The 19720-nt window shown below is 71.4% G+C and carries 24 protein-coding genes; 16 read left to right on the forward strand and 8 right to left on the reverse strand.

Annotated elements, in window-relative coordinates:
• Positions 1-42 precede the first annotated feature (42 nt).
• Positions 43-1734, reverse strand: coding sequence for a bifunctional 3'-5' exonuclease/DNA polymerase (locus tag ACFV6X_RS18525; RefSeq protein ID WP_385384610.1), 1692 nt, complete (start codon positions 1732-1734; stop codon positions 43-45).
• Between the two features lie 236 nt (positions 1735-1970).
• The gene (locus tag ACFV6X_RS18530) at positions 1971-2726 is read right to left on the reverse strand and encodes a Clp protease N-terminal domain-containing protein (protein ID WP_385384613.1); all 756 of its coding nucleotides are present in this window, start codon (positions 2724-2726) and stop codon (positions 1971-1973) included.
• Between the two features lie 73 nt (positions 2727-2799).
• Here ACFV6X_RS18530 and ACFV6X_RS18535 point away from each other — a divergent pair, with 73 nt between their 5' ends.
• Complete coding sequence (locus ACFV6X_RS18535; protein ID WP_385384615.1) at positions 2800-4014, forward strand: DUF2786 domain-containing protein; 1215 nt, start codon at positions 2800-2802, stop codon at positions 4012-4014.
• A gap of 3 nt (positions 4015-4017) precedes the next feature.
• Here the strand turns inward: ACFV6X_RS18535 and ACFV6X_RS18540 are convergent, their stop codons facing one another.
• The 4 genes from ACFV6X_RS18540 to rpmB form a co-directional block, all read right to left on the reverse strand.
• Positions 4018-4539: a DUF4232 domain-containing protein gene (locus tag ACFV6X_RS18540; RefSeq protein ID WP_385384618.1), complete on the reverse strand. Its 522-nt coding sequence runs from the start codon at positions 4537-4539 to the stop codon at positions 4018-4020.
• Positions 4540-4630: 91 nt separating this feature from the next.
• Positions 4631-5194 carry a hypothetical protein gene (locus ACFV6X_RS18545; protein WP_385384620.1) on the reverse strand — a complete coding sequence of 188 codons (564 nt, stop codon included), beginning with the start codon at positions 5192-5194 and terminating at the stop codon, positions 4631-4633.
• Positions 5195-5556: 362 nt separating this feature from the next.
• On the reverse strand, positions 5557-5862 hold the full coding sequence (gene rpsN, locus ACFV6X_RS18550; RefSeq protein ID WP_385384623.1) for a 30S ribosomal protein S14: 306 nt from the start codon (positions 5860-5862) through the stop codon (positions 5557-5559).
• Positions 5862-6098, reverse strand: coding sequence for a 50S ribosomal protein L28 (rpmB, locus tag ACFV6X_RS18555; protein ID WP_385384626.1), 237 nt, complete (start codon positions 6096-6098; stop codon positions 5862-5864). Before rpmB ends, rpsN begins: the two co-directional genes overlap by 1 nt.
• Positions 6099-6160: 62 nt before the next feature.
• Here rpmB and rpmG point away from each other — a divergent pair, with 62 nt between their 5' ends.
• From rpmG to ACFV6X_RS18595, 8 genes are all read left to right on the forward strand, one after another.
• Positions 6161-6325, forward strand: a complete 165-nt coding sequence (gene rpmG / locus ACFV6X_RS18560; protein ID WP_385384628.1) for a 50S ribosomal protein L33 — start codon at positions 6161-6163, stop codon at positions 6323-6325.
• Positions 6326-6334: 9 nt separating this feature from the next.
• On the forward strand, positions 6335-6583 hold the full coding sequence (locus ACFV6X_RS18565) for a type B 50S ribosomal protein L31 (protein ID WP_385384631.1): 249 nt from the start codon (positions 6335-6337) through the stop codon (positions 6581-6583).
• Positions 6584-6586: 3 nt separating this feature from the next.
• The gene (locus ACFV6X_RS18570) at positions 6587-7792 is read left to right on the forward strand and encodes a CobW family GTP-binding protein (RefSeq protein ID WP_385384634.1); all 1206 of its coding nucleotides are present in this window, start codon (positions 6587-6589) and stop codon (positions 7790-7792) included.
• 8 nt (positions 7793-7800) lie between these two features.
• A complete protein-coding gene (rpsR, locus tag ACFV6X_RS18575; protein ID WP_385384637.1) occupies positions 7801-8037 on the forward strand; it encodes a 30S ribosomal protein S18 in 237 nt (78 codons plus the stop codon).
• A gap of 84 nt (positions 8038-8121) precedes the next feature.
• A complete protein-coding gene (locus ACFV6X_RS18580; protein ID WP_385384640.1) occupies positions 8122-8508 on the forward strand; it encodes a VOC family protein in 387 nt (128 codons plus the stop codon).
• A gap of 7 nt (positions 8509-8515) precedes the next feature.
• The gene (locus ACFV6X_RS18585; RefSeq protein ID WP_385384643.1) at positions 8516-8887 is read left to right on the forward strand and encodes an ArsR/SmtB family transcription factor; all 372 of its coding nucleotides are present in this window, start codon (positions 8516-8518) and stop codon (positions 8885-8887) included.
• Positions 8884-9363 (forward strand): SRPBCC domain-containing protein, encoded by a 480-nt coding sequence (locus ACFV6X_RS18590; protein ID WP_385384646.1) that lies wholly within the window; start codon positions 8884-8886, stop codon positions 9361-9363. The genes ACFV6X_RS18585 and ACFV6X_RS18590 overlap by 4 nt, the downstream gene beginning before the upstream one ends.
• A 146-nt stretch (positions 9364-9509) precedes the next feature.
• Positions 9510-9809, forward strand: a complete 300-nt coding sequence (locus ACFV6X_RS18595; protein ID WP_385384649.1) for a DUF397 domain-containing protein — start codon at positions 9510-9512, stop codon at positions 9807-9809.
• Between the two features lie 85 nt (positions 9810-9894).
• Here ACFV6X_RS18595 and ACFV6X_RS18600 read toward each other — a convergent pair whose 3' ends face one another.
• Positions 9895-10386 carry an ATP-binding protein gene (locus ACFV6X_RS18600; RefSeq protein WP_385384652.1) on the reverse strand — a complete coding sequence of 164 codons (492 nt, stop codon included), beginning with the start codon at positions 10384-10386 and terminating at the stop codon, positions 9895-9897.
• A gap of 364 nt (positions 10387-10750) precedes the next feature.
• Here ACFV6X_RS18600 and ACFV6X_RS18605 point away from each other — a divergent pair, with 364 nt between their 5' ends.
• The 7 genes from ACFV6X_RS18605 (at position 10751) to ACFV6X_RS18635 (ending at position 17686) form a co-directional block, all read left to right on the forward strand.
• The gene (locus tag ACFV6X_RS18605) at positions 10751-11575 is read left to right on the forward strand and encodes a helix-turn-helix domain-containing protein (protein WP_385384793.1); all 825 of its coding nucleotides are present in this window, start codon (positions 10751-10753) and stop codon (positions 11573-11575) included.
• 106 nt (positions 11576-11681) lie between these two features.
• Positions 11682-13142: an aldehyde dehydrogenase family protein gene (locus ACFV6X_RS18610; RefSeq protein ID WP_385384655.1), complete on the forward strand. Its 1461-nt coding sequence runs from the start codon at positions 11682-11684 to the stop codon at positions 13140-13142.
• A 72-nt stretch (positions 13143-13214) separates the two neighbouring features.
• The gene (locus ACFV6X_RS18615) at positions 13215-13856 is read left to right on the forward strand and encodes a PadR family transcriptional regulator (protein WP_385384658.1); all 642 of its coding nucleotides are present in this window, start codon (positions 13215-13217) and stop codon (positions 13854-13856) included.
• A 110-nt stretch (positions 13857-13966) separates the two neighbouring features.
• Entirely contained in the window at positions 13967-14929 is a 963-nt protein-coding gene (locus ACFV6X_RS18620) for an ATP-binding cassette domain-containing protein (RefSeq protein ID WP_385384661.1), read from the forward strand.
• A complete protein-coding gene (locus ACFV6X_RS18625) occupies positions 14926-15687 on the forward strand; it encodes an ABC transporter permease (protein ID WP_385384664.1) in 762 nt (253 codons plus the stop codon). The genes ACFV6X_RS18620 and ACFV6X_RS18625 overlap by 4 nt, the downstream gene beginning before the upstream one ends.
• A gap of 74 nt (positions 15688-15761) precedes the next feature.
• Complete coding sequence (locus ACFV6X_RS18630) at positions 15762-16523, forward strand: MerR family transcriptional regulator (RefSeq protein WP_385384667.1); 762 nt, start codon at positions 15762-15764, stop codon at positions 16521-16523.
• Between the two features lie 152 nt (positions 16524-16675).
• Positions 16676-17686, forward strand: a complete 1011-nt coding sequence (locus ACFV6X_RS18635; protein WP_385384670.1) for a DedA family protein — start codon at positions 16676-16678, stop codon at positions 17684-17686.
• A gap of 138 nt (positions 17687-17824) precedes the next feature.
• Here ACFV6X_RS18635 and ACFV6X_RS18640 read toward each other — a convergent pair whose 3' ends face one another.
• On the reverse strand, positions 17825-19492 hold the full coding sequence (locus tag ACFV6X_RS18640) for a threonine/serine exporter ThrE family protein (protein WP_385384673.1): 1668 nt from the start codon (positions 19490-19492) through the stop codon (positions 17825-17827).
• Positions 19493-19720 lie beyond the last annotated feature (228 nt).

Genomic DNA, 19720 nt, shown 5'->3' on the forward strand with positions numbered 1-19720 from the left:
CCTGATCCAGGGCTCCTCTCCCTGATCCCGGCTTCCTCCTGATCACTTCGCGTCCGCATAGCACTCCACCACCGCCGTGGAGAACGGAAACCGCACCGGTGTCTGCCCGAACGTCAGCCGGGCCGCCAGCGCCCCCGCCTCGCGGATCGCCGCGACGACCGTCTCGGCCTCCTCCTGCGGACAGTGCACGATCACCTCGTCGTGCTGGAAGAAGACCAGCTCGGCGGCCAGGTCCGCGCAGGTGCGGCGCAGCGCGGCGAGCAGCAGCAGGGTCCAGTCGGCCGCGCTGCCCTGGACGACGAAGTTGCGGGCGAAGCGGCCCCGGGCGCGGGCGTTGGTGGAGGCGTAACCGGGCACCCACTGCTGGGAGTCGGGCTCCTCCTCCGCCGCGGTGACCGGGATGCCCGCCTCCTCACCGGCGTCCTCGCCCGCCCCTGCGGCCGGCGGGCAGGTCCGGCCGAGCCACGTCCGCACCAGCCGTCCCTCCTCACCCGCGCGGGCCGCGTCGTCGACGTACGCCACCGCCTTGGGGAAGCGGCGTCTGAGGGCGGCGAGGTTCTTCAGGCCGTCACCGGAGGTCTGGCCGTAGACCGCGCCGAGCACGGCGAGTTTGGCCTGGGCGCGGTCGCCGGAGAAGGCACGGTCGGAGACGGACTGGTACAGGTCGCTCTCGCGGCCGGCCACCTCCATCAGGCCGGGGTCGCGGGAGATCGCCGCCAGTACGCGCGGCTCCATCTGGTCGGCGTCGGCGACGACCAGCCGCCAGCCCGGGTCGGCGACCACGGCACGCCGGATCACCTTGGGGATCTGCAGGGCGCCCCCGCCGTTGGTCACCCAGCGGCCGGTGACCGTGCCGCCAGCCAGGAACTCCGGCCGGAACCGCCCGTCCCGCACCCAGCCCTGCAGCCAGGACCAGCCGTGCGCGACCCAGATGCGGTACAGCTTCTTGTACTCCACCAGCGGCTTGACCGCCGGATGGTCGAGGGACTCGATCTCCCAGCGCCGTGTGGAGCCGACCTTGATCCCGGCCTGCGCGAAGGCCTTGATCACATCGGCCGGCAGATCGGGCCGTACCCGGCGCCCGAACGCGGTGGACACCTCCTCCGCCAGCTCGGCCAGGCGGCGCGGCTCGCCACCGCCCGTGTACCGCTCGCCGAGCAGTTCGTGCAGCACCTCGCGGTGCACCTCCGCGCTCCACGGCACCCCCGCGCGGTTCATCTCGGCCGCCACCAGCATCCCCGCCGACTCGGCTGCCGTCAGCAGCCGCATCCGGTCGGGGTGCGCGGCCCGGTCGTGCCGACGCTGCTGCTCGGCGTAGACGGCGATCAGGTCGTCCAGGGGGAGGTGCCTGCCCTGGGGCTCGAACAGCGGGGACTGCGCGCCCGGTTCGGCGGCGCGCTGCGGGGGATCGGGCGGTACGGGGCCGCCGCGCAGCCGGGCGAGTGCGGCGGCTGCCGAGCGGGGTTCGCCGTACCGCCCCTCGTGGCCGAGGAGGAGGGTCTCGGCGTCCTCGATGTCGTAGCACCGCTCCACCCGCACGCCCGTGGCGAGCAGCCGCGGATACACCTCGGCGGTGGACTGCCACACCCACCGCGTGACGTGCGGTCGGCCGCGCACCGCCGCCGCCAGGTCCCCCTCCCGCCGCACCGGCCCGGCGGGCAGCCCGTCGGGACCGAGGGGGGCGACGTCCACGCCACCGTCCTCGGCCGGAGCGAGCGCCCATCGGTCGGCCATGCCTGCGAGTGTCGCAGCAGGGTCTGACAGTGAGGATGCAGGCGGCATCGCCCGGGGGTCTGACTCTGGGTCTGACTGGCGCTTCGGCTGTCTGTGTGTCGAATCGTCGCCCCCCGGGCCTCCGGAGCAGAGCCGCCCCCGCCCCCGGAGCAGCCGCCCCCCCGGCCTCCGGAGCAGCCGCCCCCTCGGCCTCCGGAGCAGAGCCGCCCAGCCCTCTGCGGAGCCCCAGAGCCCCCTCAGCTCCCCCCGGCAGCCTCCCCCGCGCCCCCCTCGCGCTCGCGCATCAACTGCTCAAGCGCCTCCGTGACGTACTGCTCCACCCCCGCCTTGGTGATGCCGAGGCCGGACAGCAGGCCCTCGCCGTTCTCGAACTCGAGGAGGGCAAGCAGGAGGTGCTCGGTGCCGACGTAGTTGTGGCCGAGGCGGAGGGCCTCGCGGAAGGTGAGTTCCAGGACCTTCTTGGAGTCCGAGGCGTAAGGGACGAGTTCCGGGCCCTCCTCCGCGGCCGGCGGGAGCGCCGCGGTCGCCGCCTCGCGGACCGCGTCCAGCGTGACGCCCTGTGCCGTGACGGCCAGCGCGGCGAGCGCCTCCGGCTCCGTGAGCAGGCCGAGGACGAGGTGCGCGGGCAGTCCCTCGGCGTGGTGCGCCGCCTTGGCCGCGTCGTGCGAGGCCACGACCACCTTCCGCGCGCGGGGGGTGTAGCGGCTGAAGCCCTGGCTCGGGTCCAGGTCCATGGACTCCTTCGGCACGAACCGCTTCTGCGCGGCCTGCCGGGTGACGCCCATGCTCTTGCCGATGTCCGTCCAGGAGGCGCCGGAGCGCCGGGCCTGGTCCACGAAGTGACCGATCAGGTGGTCGGCCACGTCGCCCAGGTGCTCGCCCGCGAGCACCGCGTCCTGGAGCTGATCCAGGGGTTCGTTGTGGACGTTCTTGATGGCCGCGATGAGGTCGTCGAGACGGATGGACGACGTGAAGTCGGGGTTCTTCGCCATGTGTCAACCGTAGGTTGACGGCCGAGCAGCGTCAACCCTGAGTTGACAACGATCCGCGTGACACGATCCCCACGTGGACACCAGCACCGTCGACCGGGCCTTCCAGGCCGCCCTCTACGCCCCCACCGAGGACCACGCCGCCCTCGACAGCGGCGCCTCCCTGCTCGCCGCCGATCCGGCGGCGGACGGGGAAGTCACCCGGCGGGGCGTGGAGTTCGTCGCCGGCGCCTGGCGCCGCGGCTGGCAGCCCGCCGACGTCGTACGGATCGTCCGCCGCGATCTGGACGACGTACACGAACGCCTCGTGGCCGCGCTGATCCTCGACCAGGCGCCGGACGACCGTCCACGCGGCCCCCGCTGGGCGGCCCAGCTCGCCCAGCTCGCCGAGGAGACTCCCGCCGCCCCCGCCCGCACCGACCGCTTCACGCACGCAACCGCCGTCCTGGAGCTGTACCGCCTCCTGCTGCGCCTCCCCACCCTCGAAGACCTCGACGAGCCGCAGACGCGGACGGGCACGCGGACGCGGTCGAGGACCGGCGCCGAGAAGCAGTCGTCCGAGTCCCGGATGCTGACCCGCATCCGCGCCCTGCTCGCGAAGGCCGAGGCCACCGAGTTCCCCGACGAGGCGGAGGCCCTCAGCGCCAAGGCGCAGGAGCTGATGGCGCGGCACAGCATCGACGCGGCGTTGCTCGCGGGCCAGACGGGGGGTGGGACCGGGCCGACGGCCTGGCGGATCGGCGTCGACCAGCCGTACGAGCAGGCCAAGGCGGTGCTGCTGGACGTGGTCGCCACCGCCAACCACTGCCGCGCGGTGTGGAACGAACCCCTCGGCTTCTCCACCGTCGTCGGCTTCGCACCGGATCTGGAGGTGGCCGAACTCCTCTACACCTCGCTCCTCGTCCAGGCCACGACCGCGATGACGAAGGCCGAGGCCGCTCAGCGCGCGGGCGGCCGCAGACGCACGAGGACCTTCCGGCAGTCCTTCCTCGCCGCGTACGCACACCGTATCGGCGTCCGTCTCGCCGCCGCCGTCGAGGAGACCGCCAGGCAGGCCGCCGAAGAGGCCGCGGGCGAGGCCGCCGGGCAGACCGGCGGCGAGGGCCACGCGGCCGGCGGGCTGCTCCCGGTCCTGGCCTCGCGCGAGGCCTCGGTCACCGAGCACGCGGAGAACATGTTCCCGGAGACGACCACGACCCGGCTGCGCGGAGTGACCGACGCGGCGGGGTGGACCGAGGGCTCACGCGCGGCGGACCGGGCGGAGGTCGGATCCCGCCGCCGACTCGACTGACCCTCAGTCGCCGGCCTGCTGGAACGCCCCCACCGAGGCGTCCGGCACACCCCCCGCGCCGAGCGCGACAGGGCCGTACGACCACGCGAAGCCCCGCGTCGCCGAATCGCCCGGCAGGCCGATCTTCACTCTCGTGGCGTCGAGGCTGCCGCCGGCGCTTGCCTCGCCCCGGACGTACGTGATCGTGAACGTCGCCGCCGTGCCCTCGGCGAGCGTCAGCTTCTGCGCCTGGGCCGCCTCGTCCTCCGTCACGGTCGCGGAGGTGGCGTCGGCCTGGAGGCCGACGGTGGGGAAGCCGTCCAGGGTGCACTCGGCGCCCTGGTTGGTGACGGTGACGGGGATGTTGCCGGTGTCCCCGGCGAGGGGCGCGGCGTTGGCGGGGCCGACCTCCACGCCGACCTCGTCGAGTACACAGGCGGAGGTGTCCTGGCCGCCGTCGTCACCGTCGCCACCGCCCCCACAGGCGGTCAGCAGCAGAGCGGCGGCGAGGGCGGCGGAGCCGACGGTGAGCGAAGTAGCGCGCATGAGTGGGTCCCCTGGGATTCGTGACGATGCCCCTGGATCATCACGTACGCGGGCGCCGCACGATCACCCGGCCCGTCTCACCGGCGTCACCTCACGAGCCGGTCCCTGTGGTGGGCAGCCCGGCGGTCGGCAGGTCCGACGGCAGCTCCCCGCCCTCGGCCCTGGTGTACGTCTCCTCGCCGAGACCGCCGTCCCACGTCACCTTCAGGCTCGTGGCGCTGACGGAGCCGACCGTGCCGGTGCCGCGCTCGTCCTTGCCCTTCGAGCAGGTGAGCCGGATCGTCCGGGTGCCCGACGCCCCAGCCACGCGCCCGCTGCACATGGTCCCGCCGGTGGCGAACAGCCCGGCGGTCTCGCCGGTGACGACCAGCGCCACCGCCTCACCCTCGCTGGTGGCGAGCCAGCTGCCCTCCAGCTCCCCGGCCGCCCCGGACGGCGAACCGCCACCGTCGCCGCCACCGGTACCCGCCGACGACGTACCCGGGCCGGGAGTAGAGCCGGCCGAGGCCCCGCCCGGATCCGGCTCCGAGCCGCCACCCCCACTGCAGGCGGTCAGCGCGACCGCCCCCACCACGGCCGCGGCCACGGCCGCGATCCGCACCCGCCCGCGCACCGCACCGCGCGCGTAGGCCACCGAAGTCGTCGCGGAAGTCACTGCATGCCCCCAGAGGTGAGCCGGTAGCCGATGGGCCGCACGAGCCGCGCGGCCCTACAGGCGGACTGTCGCACAGCGGTACAGCCGTACCACCGGATAACAGCACAGCCGCACAGTTCGACAACAGCACAACCCGACAACAGCACAGCCGGACAACATCACGGCACGACGACCACGCAGCCGGACAACCGGATGGCCACACAGTCCGCCTACCGCATGGCCGCACAGGCGCACCGCCCTACGACCGGACCGCCGTACCGTCCCACGAGCGCACAGCCGTACTTGCACAAAGCCATACAGCCCTATGGCCTGACAGTCCGGCTGCCCGACGATCACAGCACGCCGGCAGCCCGTATCCCCGTCTACCAGGACGACTTCCGCACCCCCGGCAGGTGCCCCGCGTGCGCCTGCTCCCGCAGACCCACCCGGGACAGCCCGAACGCCCGGAAGTACCCGCGCGGCCGTCCGTCCACCTGGTCCCGGTTGCGTACGCGCGTGGCGGCGGCGTCACGCGGCTGCCCGCGCAGCTCCCGCTGGGCGGCGAGGCGTTCGGCCTCCGTCGACGACGGCCGCCTGACGATCTCCTTCAGCTCGGCCCGCCGGGCGGCGTACCGCACGACGATCTCCCGCCGCTTCGCGTTCTTCGCGATCTTGCTCTTCTTGGCCATCAGACCTTCACCCCCCGCGCGCGGATGCGGGCCACCGCCGCCTCGACGCCGATCACGTCGACCGTCCTGATCCCCTTGGTGCTCGGCCGCAGCCGGACGTATCGGTTCTCTCCGGGCAGCCAGTAGCGCTTGGTCTGGATGTTGGGGTCGAAGCGGCGTGAGGTGCGGCGGTGGGAGTGGGAGATGCGGTTGCCGAAGCCCGGCCGGGCGCCGGTCAGCATGCAGTGGGCGGACATGGGTGACGTACCTCTCCGTGGGTGCTGTCGTAAATGGAATTCATTTTCAGTAAGATAGCAGCATGGCACGCAACGATCTCCGCCCCGTCATCAGACTTCGGTCCACAGCCGGCACCGGCTACACGTACGTCACCCGCAAGAGCCGCCGTAACGACCCGGACCGCGTGACCCTGCGCAAGTACGACCCGGTCGCGGGCCGGCACGTCGACTTCCGAGAGGAGCGCTGAGCCACCGCCATGCGCAAGGGAATCCACCCGGACTACGGGCTCGTCGTCTTCCGGGACCGGGCCGCGAACTACGCGTTCCTCACCCGGTCCACGCTCACCAGCGAGAAGACGGTCGACTGGGAGGACGGCAACGCCCACCCGGTCGTCGACGTCGAGATCTCCCACGTCAGCCACCCCTTCTACACCGGCACGGCCCGCGTCCTGGACACGGCCGGACGCGTCGAGCGCTTCGAACGCCGGTACGGGAAGCAGGGCTAGTCGATGCCCGAACTCTCCGTCGTGGTCGTCGGCGGACTGCACGCCGACGCCCGCAAGGCCACTGTCGGGCACCTGCTCGCCGAGGTGCCCGGCGGCGTCGTACTCCACCACGACCTGTCCACCGCCGCGGGCGGCACGGTCGTGCGGACCGTCCGGGACGCCGGTGGTGTCCGGGACACCGGCGAGACGCCCCTCGTCAACGACTGCGCGTGCTGTGCGCTGCGCGCGGACCTGGTCCCCGAGCTGCGGCGGCTCGCGGACGCCGGTGACACGCCGCTCGCGGTCGTCGAGCTCTGGGACTCCGTCGAGCCGAAGGCCATGACGGAGGTGATCGCGTCCGGCGGGCTCACGGTCACCGGCGTGATCACCGCCGTCGACCCCGCGCTGCTGCTGGCGTACCTCGGCAACGGCGACGACCTCGCCGAGGGCGGCCTCGCCGCGGCCGTCACCGACCGGCGGACCGTCGCGGACACCTTCGCGCGGCAGCTGGAGTACGCCCCCGTCCTCGCCGTCCTGGACTCCTCGGAGGCCGACGACGAGGACCGCGAACTGCTCGCCCAGCTGCACCCGACGGCTCGTCAGGTCCCGGTCGGCCACGGTGGTCCGGCGGGTGACCCGTGCGCCCGGACTGCCCGGGGGATCCGGGGCGCCGGGGGCGTGCCCGGCGTGCACTCGCCCCTCGCCCATGCCGCCCTGGCCGGCTTCGACGCGGAGGCCGCCGCCGCGGCCCAGCACCCCGCCTGCGCGCTGCTGCCCACCGAGGCCGACGCACACGGGGTCGCGACCCTCGTCTGGCACCGGCGCCGGCCCTTCCACCCCGAGCGGCTGTACCAGGCGCTGGAGGACCTGACCTGCGCCGCGGCACGCAGCCGGGGCCGGTTCTGGCTCGCCGACAGGCCGGACACGCTGCTGCACTGGGACGCCGCGGGGGGCGCCCTGTGCGTGGAGAGCGCGGGCCCGTGGCTCGCCTCGCTGCCCGACGCGGCGTGGGACCTGGTGCCGCCGGTCCGGCGCGCCGCCGCCGCGCTGGACTGGCGCCCGGAACACGGCGACTGCTGCCAGCACCTGGTCTTCACGTCCCCCGGCCTGGACCGCGAGGGGCTCGCGCACCTGCTGGAGTCCTGCCTGCTCACCGATGCCGAGTACGCCGCCGGGCGCGCCGCCTGGAAGCGGTTGCCGCCCGCCTTCGACGCCTTCCTGGAGGTCTGACCCCCGCCATGCCCCGCCCCAAGACCGACCGCAGGCCCGCCAAGAACCGCCCCAACCCCCTGGACCAGGCGCGGATCACCTGCATCGACTACAAGGACACCGACCTGCTGCGGGAGTTCCTCTCCGAGCGCGGCAAGATCCGCAGCCGCCGCGTCACCCGCGTCTCGGCCCGGCAGCAGCGGCAGCTGGCCCGCGCGATCAAGAACGCACGGGAGATGGCCCTGTTGCCGTACTCCAGCCGCTGAAGCCGAGACGGCCCGGCCACGGCAGACAGGTAGGAGACTCCCTACGCTTGACTCGTAGGGAGTCTCCTACCTATCGTCTGGTTCATGAGCACTCCCACGAACATCACCCACGCCTCCTTCGTCACCCTCCCCGTCACCGACCAGGACCGGGCCCTGCGCTTCTACACCGAGGTCCTCGGCTTCGAGGTCACCGCCGACCTCCGGATGCCGCCCGGCCGCTGGCTCCAGGTCGCCCCGCGCGGTGCGCAGACCGCCTTCACGCTCTCCGGCCCCGGCATGGGCGGTTTCGAGCCCGGCTCCAGCCGGGGGATCATGTTGCTCACGACCGATGTCGACGCCGACTGCGCCCGGCTCGCGGAGGCACGCGTCCAGGTGCAGGGTCCGGACGACCACCCCTGGGGGCGCATGGCCGCCTTCCGTGACCCCGACGGCAACGGTCTGATGCTGCTGACGGAGAAGGAAGGCTTCTGACGACACCATGACCAGCAACGGGGCCGGGACGAGTGCCACCGCCACCGCCGATACCGCCGACCGCGTGTTCGCCGCCCTGGCCAACGCCACACGTCGCGAGGTGCTGAGGCTGCTGCGCGACGGCGGGCCGCAGCCCGTCCAGGCCCTGGCCGACCACTTCGACATGCGCCGACCCAGCCTCTCGGAGCATCTGAAGGTGCTCCGGGACGCCGGGCTGGTCTCCGAGCAGCGTTCCGGCCGGCAGCGCATCTACCGCCTGGAGGCGGCCCCGCTCGCCGACGTACAGGACTGGCTCCATCCGTACGAGCGGTTCTGGCGCGAGCGGCTGACGGGCCTCGGTGATCTGCTCGACCGCATGCCCGACGATGAACCGACATGAGCACCCCGCCCCACCCCGTAGGCGATGACGACGACCTCACCGTCATCCGCGTCGACCAGTTCTTCCCGCATCCGCCGGCCAAGGTCTGGCGGGCGCTGACCGACCCCGAGCTGCTGGCACAGTGGCAGATGCCGGGCTCCGAGAACTTCCATCTGGAGGTCGGCCACCGCTACCGGATGACCTCCGTCCCCCGCCCCAACACCGACTTCTCCGGTGTCGTGGAGGTGTCCGTGCTCGGTTACGACGTCGAGCGGATGCTGCGCGTCCGGTGGGCGGACGCCGATCGCGCCGACGGGGCGGACTGGACCATCACGTGGATGCTGGAACAGGAAGGGCGCGGAACGCGTCTGTTCCTAGTGCACGAAGGATTCGATCCGGACGATCCGGCGCAGTCGATGGCGCGGAAGATCATGGACGGGGGCTGGCGGTCGCATGTCATGCGATCCCTGGGGCAGACGCTGGAACGACTTCGGTGAAGCGGGCGTCAAAGCTGTAACCGCAGGGCCACCCCCCGTGCACGTGCATCTGCCCATGCATCTGCACATGAACAAGGTTATGATCCGCCTCAGTTGACCACTGCATCCATGGCCATACCAGCCAGTGCACCACCGGGGAGCGACCTGTGGATCACGACGTGAACGACGGTGACGTGTACGAGGGTGACGTGCACCACGGCGCCGGCGCGTTCGGCGTGTACAACGGCATGGCCGCCACGAAGCTGCGCGGGGCGGCCTGGCAGAAGAGCCGGCACAGCAATTCGCAGGGCTCCTGCGTGGAGTTCGCGCGGTTGCCGGGCGGAAGGGTGGCGGTGCGCAACTCGAACTTCCCGGACGGGCCGGCGCTCGTCTACACGCGCGCGGAGATCGAGGCGATGCTCGCCGGTGTGAAGGACGGCGAGTTCGACCACCTGATCGCGGGCTGATCCCGCAGGGTGCGACACCGGGTGAGTGCCCACTGACGCGTAGTGACGCGCGTAGAACCTCGGCACCAGGAGGTGCCGAGGTTGCTCAGCCGTCGGGCTGGAGCCGGAACATCGCCCAGACGACCTTGCCGCTCAGCGTGCCGGCCAGCGGGTGCCAGCCCCAGCTGTCGCAGAAGGAGTCGACGAGGAACAGTCCCCGACCGGACTCCGCCGAGAAGTCGTCCGCCTCACGCGCGACCGGACTGTCGTTGCTGGGATCGCGTACCGCGCACACCAGCCGCTCGGTCCAGCGCATCAGGTGCAGCCGCACCTGGGGCGGGGTGTGGTCGCCGTCCCTGGCCGGCGGGCGCGGGGCGACGGACGGCAGGCCGTGCCGCAGGGCGTTGGTGACCAGTTCGGAGACCACCAGGCAGACGTCGTCGAAGCGGTGGCCGACATCCCACTGGTCGAGCGTTCTGCGGGTGAACTGCCGTGCCTCGCGCACCGCTTCGTAACGGGCGGGCAGGGCGCAGGATGCGGCGTTGGAGACGGCCGTGGGGTCCAGCGGCGGAAGGCCCTGCCGTAAAGGCTCGAGCATGGTCGATCCATTCGTCCCCATGCGAGGCACTCCCCCGGGAATTCGCGGTCGTGGCGATGCAGCGGTGGCGCGGGACCATGGTTTCGGATGCGTACAGCAGATGCAAGGGCAGATGCACGTGCACGCGACCGAATTGGACCCACCCGTACCACTTGTTGGCCATTTTTTCCGCCATCTTCACGTCGCCTGCTTGCCTTCTCCTTTCCCTGGGCTTCCTCAAGGGATCCGGAATCTTTGGCTTCTTTCCATCTGTGTAATCGGACGAGTACAGCTCGGAGTGTTTTAGTGGCAGACTGCGGGCCCGGAAGACGGTTGGGGAGGCTGGAACGTGAGCGCGGGAGAGCCCGGATCGGTGGTGCGGCGGATGCTGCTCGGCTCGCAACTCAGGAGACTGCGAGAGGCGCGGGGCATCACGCGCGAGGCGGCGGGGTATCACATCCGCGCCTCCGAGTCGAAGATCAGCCGGATGGAGCTGGGCCGGGTGAGCTTCAAGACGAGGGACGTCGAGGACCTGCTGACGCTGTACGGAATCGTGGACGAGACGGAGCGGACGTCGCTGGTGTCCCTCGCCCGGGAAGCCAATGTCGCGGGCTGGTGGCACAGTTACTCCGACGTCCTGCCGAACTGGTTCCCCACCTATGTGGGCCTGGAGGGCGCTGCGTCCCTGATCCGCGCGTACGAGGTGCAGTTCGTGCACGGCCTGCTCCAGACCGAGGCGTACGCGCGCGCCGTCGTCCGGCGCGGCATGAAGGGTGCCGGCGAGGCCGACGTCGAGAAGCGGGTGGCGCTGCGCCTGGAGCGGCAGAAGCACCTCGTCTCCGAGAACGCCCCCGACTTCCACATCGTGCTCGACGAGGCCGCCCTGCGCCGGCCCTACGGCGACCGCGAGGTGATGCGCGGCCAGCTCCAGCACCTGATCGAGTTCTCCGAGCGGCCCAACGTGCGGCTCCAGATCATGCCGTTCAGCTTCGGCGGGCACTCCGGCGAGTCCGGCGCCTTCACCATCCTCGGCTTCCCGGAGTCCGACCTGTCGGACGTGGTGTACCTGGAGCAGCTCACCAGCGCGCTCTACCTGGACAAGGCGGAGGACGTCGCCCAGTACGAGAAGGCGCTGAAGGAACTCCAGCGGGACAGCCCGGGGCCGGACGAGAGCCGGGACCTGCTGCGGGGGCTGCTCCAGCTCTCCTGAAGGGTGTCCCCGGGTCGTTCGCCGGGAGTCACTCCAACTCTGTTGCGACACAAGTACGATGACGTGTGATCAGGCACTGCTTCACCGGCAGGGATTGAGGAGTCGCATGTCGTCCTACTTCACCGACCTGGCTCAGCAGTACATCGACGGCGAGTGGCGTCCGGGCACGGGTTCCTGGGACATCATCGACTTCAACCCGTACGACGGCGAGAAGCTGGCCGCGATCACCATAGCCACGGTCGGCGAGATAGATCAGGCCTATCGTGCCGCCGCCCGTGCCCAGCGGGAGTGGGCCGAGGCCGGGTCCCACGCCCGCCGTGCCGTGCTGGAGAAGGTGCTGCGGCTGGTCGAGGAGCGCGAGCTGGAGCTCACCGAGGCGATCGTCGCCGAGCTGGGCGGCACGCGCGTGAAGGCCGGCTTCGAACTGCACCTCGCCAAGGAGTTCCTGCGTGAGGCCGTGACCCTCACGACGCGCACCGAGCACCGCCTGATCCCCTCCCCGGACCCCGGCAAGGAGAACCGCCTGTACCGCGTCCCGGTCGGCGTCGTCGGGGTGATCAGCCCCTTCAACTTCCCCTTCCTGTTGTCCCTCAAGTCGGTCGCCCCGGCCCTCGCCCTGGGCAACGCCGTCGTCCTCAAGCCCCACCAGGACACCCCCGTCGTGGGCGGCACCGCCATCGCCGGGCTCTTCGCGGACGCGGGACTGCCCGCCGGTGTGCTCAACGTCGTCGTCACCGACATCGCGGAGATCAACGACGCCTTCCTGGAGCACCCGGTCCCCAAGGTCATCTCCTTCACCGGCTCCGACAAGGTCGGCCGGCACGTCGCCACCGTCTGCGCCCGGCACTTCAAGCGCGCGATCCTCGAACTCGGCGGCAACAGCGCGCTGGTGGTCCTCGACGACGCCGACCTCGACTACGCCGTCGACGCGGCCGTCTTCAGCCGGTACGTGCATCAGGGCCAGGTCTGCATGGCCGCCAACCGCATCCTGGTGGACCGCTCGGTCGCGGGCGCGTTCACCGAGAAGTTCGTCGCCAAGGTGCGCGGCCTCAAGGCCGGTGACCCGAGCGACCCGGAGACGGTCATCGGCCCGCTGATCAACTCCTCGCAGTCGGAGGCGATCACGTCCGTCGTCGACCAGGCGATCGCCGAGGGTGCCACCGCGCTGCTGCGCGGCTCCACGCGGGGCAACCTGGTCGAGCCCTCGGTCCTGACGGACGTACCGGCGGACTCGGGGCTGCTGCGGCAGGAGATCTTCGGCCCGGTCGCTCTCCTCGTCCCCTTCGACGGCGAGGAGGAGGCCGTGCGCCTCGTCAACGACACTCCGTTCGGTCTGAGCGGTGCCGTGCACACCGCCGACGTCGAGCGCGGCGTCCGCTTCGCCCAGCGCATCGACACCGGCATGTTTCACGTCAACGACGGCACCGTGCACGACGAGCCGCTCGTGCCGTTCGGCGGCGAGAAGGACTCGGGTCTCGGCCGACTGAACGGCGAGACCACCCTGGACGCCTTCACGACGCTGAAGTGGATCTCCGTGCAGCACGGCCGGAGCCGGTTCCCGTTCTGAGGGCCGCGAGCGGGCGTCCGGGGTCGAGGGTCGACCTCGGACGGTCCGGGGCGTCGGCCTAATCTGGATCGCATGTCAGCGATCCGTCTCCTGGTGCTGGGCGCCGTCCGCCAGCACGGGCGGGCCCACGGGTACCAGGTGCGCAACGACCTGGAGTACTGGGGCGCCCACGAGTGGTCCAACGCCAAGCCCGGCTCGATCTACCACGCGCTGAAGCAGATGGCCAAGCAGGGCCTGCTGCACGCGCACGAGATCGCCCCCTCCACCGCGGGGGGCCCGCCGCGCACCGAGTACGAGATCACGCCGGCGGGAGACGAGGAGTACTTCACACTCCTGCGCGACGCGCTGACCTCCTACGACCAGAAGGTCGACGTCAAGTCCGCGGCCATCGGCTTCATGGTCGACCTGCCGAGGGCCGAGGCGGTCGCGCTGCTCAAGGAGCGCATCCGCCGCATCGAGGAGTGGCGCGCCGCCGTCACCGACCACTACGTCCCCGAGGACGGCCCCGGACAGCTGGGCCACATCGGCGAGATCATGAACCTCTGGATCCACACGGCCGACGCCGAGGCCGAGTGGGCCAGGGGCGTGATCGGCCGTATCGAGGGCGGCGCCTACACCTTCGCCCACGAGGGCGAGCCGTTCGTCGGCGTGCTCGCCGAGGGCGAGGAGAACCCGTACGCGACGCGGGAGCGGCACCCGGAGGATCTCCGCTGACCGTCACCGATCTCGTCTAATCAAGTTTGACCGACCTGCCGCGCGGGCCTTACGGTGGGCTTCGCTAGTCAAGCTTGACTAGTGATCCAGGTCAGCAAGGGAGTGGCCCAGTGGCCGACACGGCGATCACCGTCGTAGGAGCACGCAAGAAGTACGGCAACGGAAAAGACGTCAAGCACGCACTGGACGGGCTCGACCTCTCGGTCGCGCGCGGCGCGGTGCACGGAGTGCTCGGGCCGAACGGCGCCGGCAAGACCACCCTGGTCCGCATCCTGTCCACGCTGCTGCGCCCCGACGCGGGCCGCGTCGAGGTGGCCGGGCACGACGTGATGCGGGCGGCGTACGAGGTGCGGGTCAGGATCGGGCTGCTCGGTCAGCACGCGGCAGTGGACGAGGAACTGAGCGGCTTCCAGAACCTGGAGATGTTCGGGCGCCTCTACCACCTGGGCGCCCGGCAGGCGCGCGTGCGGGCCGGAGAGCTCCTGGAGCGCTTCGGCCTCGCGGACACCGGCCGCAAGGCCGTCAAGCAGTACAGCGGCGGCATGCGGCGCCGCCTGGACCTCGCCGCGTCCCTGATCACCGACCCGGAGGTGCTGTTCCTGGACGAACCCACCACGGGCCTCGACCCACGCGGCCGCGCCGAGGTGTGGGCGTCGGTCCGCACCCTGGCCGGCGGCGGTACGACGGTGCTGCTCACCACGCAGTACCTGGAGGAGGCCGATCAGCTCGCCGACCGCATCTCCGTCGTCGACCTCGGCCGGGTCGTCGCCGAGGGCACCTCGGACGAGCTGAAGGCACTCACCGGCGGCGACCGGATCGACGTCGTCCTGCGCGACGCGGGCCAGCTGGGCACCGCCGTCGCGTTGCTGCCCGTACCGAAGGACGACATCACCGTCGACGCCGACCGGCGGCTGCTCAGCGCACCGGTCACCGACCGGATGGCGACGCTGGCCGCAGTCGTACGGGCGCTGCAGGAGGCCGGTGTCGAGGCCGAGGACGTGGCACTGCGCCGCCCCACCCTGGACGAGGCGTTCCTGCACCTGACCGCCGACCGTGCGAAGGAGGCCGTATGACCACGCACGCGCTGACCGACTCCTGGACCATGACCCGCCGTGAGCTCTCCCACTGGGCCCGGCAACCGGTCCAGGTGGCCGTGGGCGTCGCCTTCCCGGTGATGCTGCTGGTGATGTTCGGCTACCTGATCGGCGGCGGCCGGGCCGTCACCGGCGAGTACATCGACTACCTGTTGCCCGGGATGCTCGCGCTCACCATGGCCTTCGGCCTGGAGGGCACGATGATCGCCGTCACCGAGGACCTCAACAAGGGGGTGATCGACCGCTTCCGGTCGATGCCCATGACCAACGGCGCGGTCCTGGTGGGCCGTTCCGTCGCCGACATGCTCCAGTCGGCGCTCGCCCTGGCCGTCCTCCTCGGCGTCGGCCTCGCCCTGGGCTGGCGCGCGCACGGCGGGCCGGTGGCCTTCCTGGGCGGCGTGGGGCTGCTGCTGCTGTTCCGGTTCGCCATGCTGTGGGTCGGCATCCACCTGGCGATGGTCGCCGGGAAGCCGGAGCTGGTGCAGGCCGTGCAGATCCTGGTCTGGCCGGTGGGCTTCCTGTCGAACGCGATCGCCACACCGGAGGCCATGCCGGGCTGGCTCGGCACGGTCGTCCAGTGGAACCCGATGTCCCAGACCGCGACAGCCGTGCGCGACCTGTTCGGCAACCCCGGCGGTGAGCCCGGGCACCTGTGGGCCGCGGTCGTCTGGCCGCTGGCGCTGCTCGCGGTCTTCTTCCCGCTGGCCGTACGGCGCTTCGCCCGCCTCAGCCGATGAGGCCGCCGATTCCGGCTTGCACCTAACGTGGCGTGAGGGCTCAGCGTGGAGGCGTACCGAGAGAAGGAGCGGAAGTGAGCTACTCCGTGGGACAGGTCGCCGGGTACGCCGGGGTCACGGTGCGCACTCTGCACCACTACGACGGCATCGGCCTGCTCGCCCCGAGCGAGCGCAGCCACGCGGGTCACCGGCGTTACAACGACGCCGACCTCGACCGGCTGCAGCAGATCCTGTTCTACCGGGAGCTCGGCTTCCCACTCGACGAGGTCGCCGCCCTGCTCGACGACCCGGCCGCGGACCCGCGCGCGCACCTGCGCCGCCAGCACGAACTGCTGACCGCCCGGATCGAGAAGCTGCAGAAGATGGCGGTGGCCGTGGAGCAGGCCATGGAGGCACGCAAGATGGGCATCAACCTCACGCCAGAGGAGAAGTTCGAGGTGTTCGGGGACCGCGACCCCGACCAGTACGAGGACGAGGTGCGCGAGCGCTGGGGCAGCACGGACGCCTACCGCCAGTCGCGCGAGCGCACCGCCTCCTACACCAAGGAGGACTGGAAGCGCGTCACCGAGGAGTTCGACGGGATCCACCGGAACATGGCCGACGTGATGGCCACCGGCGCCCCGGCGGACTCCGAGGCGGCCATGGACACCGCCGAGGAGCACCGCCTGTTCATCACGCGGTCGTACTACGACTGCTCCCACGAGATGCACAGCTGCCTCGGCGAGATGTACGTCTCCGACCCGCGGTTCACGGCGATGTACGACGGGATCCGTCCCGGCCTCGCGGTCTACATGCGCGACGCGATCAAGGCCAACGAGGCCCGGCAGACGCCCTAGGACCCGGGCCCGGGAGCCCCGCTCCCGGGCCCACGGTCGCGCACAGTGCATCCTGGGGACCCCGGTGGAACCTGGGGTGGACACTTTCCGTTGATAGCTTTGTCCGGCCGTATTGGACGCCGTACTTCCCGACCCCTCAGGAGCCCGGAACCGTGACGACGCTTGCCCTCGGACCGAGCTGGCTGGATCCGAACTATCTGCTGGACAGCTTCGGGATCTGGGGCCTGCTCCTCATCGTGTTCGCCGAATCGGGCCTGCTCATCGGCTTCTTCCTGCCGGGCGACTCGCTGCTGTTCACGGCCGGTCTGCTGATCACGTCCAAGCAGCTGGACTTCCCGCTGTGGGCGGCCATCGCACTGATCTGCGTCGCCGCGATCCTCGGCGACCAGGCGGGCTACATGTTCGGCAAGAAGGTGGGACCGTCGCTCTTCACCCGCCCCGACTCCCGCCTCTTCAAGCAGGAGAACGTCACCAAGGCCCACGAGTTCTTCGAGAAGTACGGCCCGAAGTCCCTGGTCCTGGCCCGCTTCGTGCCCATTGTGCGCACCTTCACGCCGATCATCGCGGGCGTCAGCGGTATGCGGTACCGCTCGTTCCTGATCTTCAACGTCCTCGGCGGCGTCCTGTGGGGCGCGGGCGTGACCATGCTCGGCGCCTGGCTGGGCAACGTCGGCTTCGTCAAGGAGAACATCGAGGCGATCCTGATTCTGATCGTCCTCGTCTCGGTCCTGCCGATCATCTTCGAGTTCTGGCGCGCCCGTTCGAAGAACAAGAAGAACCCGCCCGAGCAGCCCGAGGACGGGCAGTCCCGGTTCCAGCAGCAGCCTCCGCTCCAGCAGCAGCCCGTGATGGACGACGCCACGACCCAGCTCCGCCGCATCGAGCCGGACCACCGGAACGACCAGGGCTACGGCCGGCAGGACCACGGCGACCAGGGCTACCCGCAGCAGCAGGGGGGTTACGGCAACCAGGGCCACCAGCAGCAGGGGTACGGCCAGCAGGGTTACGGCCAGCAGGGTTACGGCCAGCAGGGGTACGAAAACCAGGGCTACCCGCAGCAGTACCCGCAACCACAGCAGCAGCAGCAGCCGTACGCCCAGCCGTACCCCCAGCAGCAGTACCCGCAGCAGCAGGAACCGTACGACCCCTACCGGCAGAACTGACACGCCCTCGGGGCGCGGCGAACTGCGCGGCCCCCACAACCCGCAGCCGCCCCGCCAACCGGCCGCCCCGAGCCCGTAGGCGCCCCGCCCGAACGCCATGGGCGCGGGCGCCCGGCCCCGAGAACGCCGCGGGCAGCCTCAGAACCCTCGCGTCCGCTTGGCGGCCCGCCGCCCCCCGGTGGCAGCACCCGGCAGCCGGAGGAACAGCCGCGAGATCTCCGACCCCAGGTTGACCCCGATCGCGATGGCCATCGCCAGCGCCGCCGCCTTGGTCAGCGACCCCAGCCCGGAATCCACGTCGTTCCCCGCGATCGACAACAGCCCGAAGTACGTCGCGGAACCCGGCAGCAGCGGCCCGATCGCAGCCGTCGTGTACGGCAGCGCGGACGCGTACCGGTAGCGCGACAGCAACTGCCCGAACAACCCCACCAGCCCCGCGGCCGCCGCTGTGGAGGCGACCGGCGAGATGTTCCCGGCGTAGTGCATGGCGCCGTACACGATCCACGCGACGCCGCCGTTCAGGGTCACCGCGACCACGGTGGACCGTTCCTGCTGCAACAGCACGGCGAAGGTCAGCGACAGCAGCATCGACGCGGCGATCTGGAGCAGGGGCCGCTCGGCGATGTACAGCGCCGCGTCCGGGTTCAGCTGGGCGCCCAGCTGGACGCCGAAGTACAGCACCACGAGCACCCCGACGACGATGCCCACGAAGAAGTACATGACCTCGAGCAACCGCGCCGCGGCGGTGATGTAGAAGCCGGTCAGCCCGTCCTGCACGCCCGCCACCAGCGCCCGCCCGGGCAGCAACGCGAACAGCCCACCGGTGATGACCGCCGACGCCTTCACGTCGACGTGCAGCAGCGTGAGCGCGACCCCCATCGCGGCCGGCGGCATCGCGGCCACCGTGAACTGGTAGAACTCCGGCAGTCCGCGCCCCGCGCACAGCCAGGCCAGCCGGTCGCCGAGCATCGCGCCGAGCGCGGCCGCGACGAACACGATCAGGTCACCACCGACGAGCACCGAGGCGGCACCGGCGAGCAGCCCGCTCGCGGACGTCAGCACCCACGTCGGGTAGGGGTGGCGGTTGCGGCGGATCTCCGCGAGACGCCGGTAGGCCTCCTCCAGGGAGATGTGCGTCTCGGGGTCACTGAGGTCGTCGACGAGCTGGTAGACGGCCGCCAGACGCGTGTAGTCGGTGCCCCGGCGGCGCACCGTCCGGGAGGCCGAGACGGGATCGTCGACGAGGGACGGCTGGTACGAGATCGACAACAGGGTGAACGTGACGGTCGGCTCACAGCGGTCCAGGCCGTAGGAGCGGCAGACCGCGAACATCGCGGCCTCCACGTCCTCGGCGCCCTCGCCACCGGCCAGCAACAGCTCACCGATACGCAGGGTCAGGTCGAGGACGCGCGGGACGGCCGGTCCCTCCTCCTCGGGCTTCTGCACCAGCTCCGGGGCGGGCCGCTCGGCCACCGGCATGCGCAGCATCGTGCGCATCCGGTCCTGCCAGGGCAGGTCCTTGGTGAGCCGGACCACGGGGATCCCGCTCGCCGGCGTGAACGCGGCCGGCGCGCTGCGCGAGCTGTACGTCCGCGGCGGGCTGAACGCCGACCCCTCGGGCTCGGCGGCGGGCGGCGACGGGACGTCGAGCCCGTCCGGCAGCGCGAACTCGGACGTCGTCTCCGGCTCGGCGGGCGCCCTGGCCAGATCCAGCCCGTCGGGGATCGCGAACTCGGATGTGACCTCGGGGTCGAACGTGCCCCTGGCCTCGTCCGACTGCGGCTTGCGGTCCTCCGCCTCCGTCACCTGGCAGCGCTCCCTGTACGACACACCCAACAGCCCTCAGTATGCGCACAGACACGCGGACGGGGGGGCCCCCGGAGCCCGGGGCCCCGGAACCCCCAACACCGCGGGGAACGGTACACCCCCGGACCGCGGCCCCCGGTTTGGGCGGCCCAAACACACCCCCGCCCCGGGGCCGCCCCCCCCCCAGGGGGCGGCCCGTGGCTTAAAAAAAAAAGTCGCGGCCGACGA

This window comes from Streptomyces sp. NPDC059861, from assembly GCF_042731435.1.
Classification (GTDB): Bacteria; Actinomycetota; Actinomycetes; order Streptomycetales; family Streptomycetaceae; genus Streptomyces.

Excerpts from the sequence above, each read along its gene's own strand:
- ACFV6X_RS18525 (WP_385384610.1), bottom strand. The coding sequence starts at position 1,734 with ATGGCCGACCGATGGGCGCTCGCTCCGGCCGAGGACGGTGGCGTGGAC.
- ACFV6X_RS18530 (WP_385384613.1), bottom strand. The coding sequence starts at position 2,726 with ATGGCGAAGAACCCCGACTTCACGTCGTCCATCCGTCTCGACGACCTC.
- ACFV6X_RS18540 (WP_385384618.1), bottom strand. The coding sequence starts at position 4,539 with ATGCGCGCTACTTCGCTCACCGTCGGCTCCGCCGCCCTCGCCGCCGCT.
- rpsN (WP_385384623.1), bottom strand. The coding sequence starts at position 5,862 with ATGGCCAAGAAGAGCAAGATCGCGAAGAACGCGAAGCGGCGGGAGATC.
- rpmB (WP_385384626.1), bottom strand. The coding sequence starts at position 6,098 with ATGTCCGCCCACTGCATGCTGACCGGCGCCCGGCCGGGCTTCGGCAAC.
- rpmG (WP_385384628.1), top strand. The coding sequence starts at position 6,161 with ATGGCACGCAACGATCTCCGCCCCGTCATCAGACTTCGGTCCACAGCC.
- ACFV6X_RS18565 (WP_385384631.1), top strand. The coding sequence starts at position 6,335 with ATGCGCAAGGGAATCCACCCGGACTACGGGCTCGTCGTCTTCCGGGAC.
- ACFV6X_RS18570 (WP_385384634.1), top strand. The coding sequence starts at position 6,587 with ATGCCCGAACTCTCCGTCGTGGTCGTCGGCGGACTGCACGCCGACGCC.
- rpsR (WP_385384637.1), top strand. The coding sequence starts at position 7,801 with ATGCCCCGCCCCAAGACCGACCGCAGGCCCGCCAAGAACCGCCCCAAC.
- ACFV6X_RS18580 (WP_385384640.1), top strand. The coding sequence starts at position 8,122 with ATGAGCACTCCCACGAACATCACCCACGCCTCCTTCGTCACCCTCCCC.
- ACFV6X_RS18585 (WP_385384643.1), top strand. The coding sequence starts at position 8,516 with ATGACCAGCAACGGGGCCGGGACGAGTGCCACCGCCACCGCCGATACC.
- ACFV6X_RS18590 (WP_385384646.1), top strand. The coding sequence starts at position 8,884 with ATGAGCACCCCGCCCCACCCCGTAGGCGATGACGACGACCTCACCGTC.
- ACFV6X_RS18600 (WP_385384652.1), bottom strand. The coding sequence starts at position 10,386 with ATGCTCGAGCCTTTACGGCAGGGCCTTCCGCCGCTGGACCCCACGGCC.
- ACFV6X_RS18605 (WP_385384793.1), top strand. The coding sequence starts at position 10,751 with ATGCTGCTCGGCTCGCAACTCAGGAGACTGCGAGAGGCGCGGGGCATC.
- ACFV6X_RS18610 (WP_385384655.1), top strand. The coding sequence starts at position 11,682 with ATGTCGTCCTACTTCACCGACCTGGCTCAGCAGTACATCGACGGCGAG.
- ACFV6X_RS18615 (WP_385384658.1), top strand. The coding sequence starts at position 13,215 with ATGTCAGCGATCCGTCTCCTGGTGCTGGGCGCCGTCCGCCAGCACGGG.
- ACFV6X_RS18625 (WP_385384664.1), top strand. The coding sequence starts at position 14,926 with ATGACCACGCACGCGCTGACCGACTCCTGGACCATGACCCGCCGTGAG.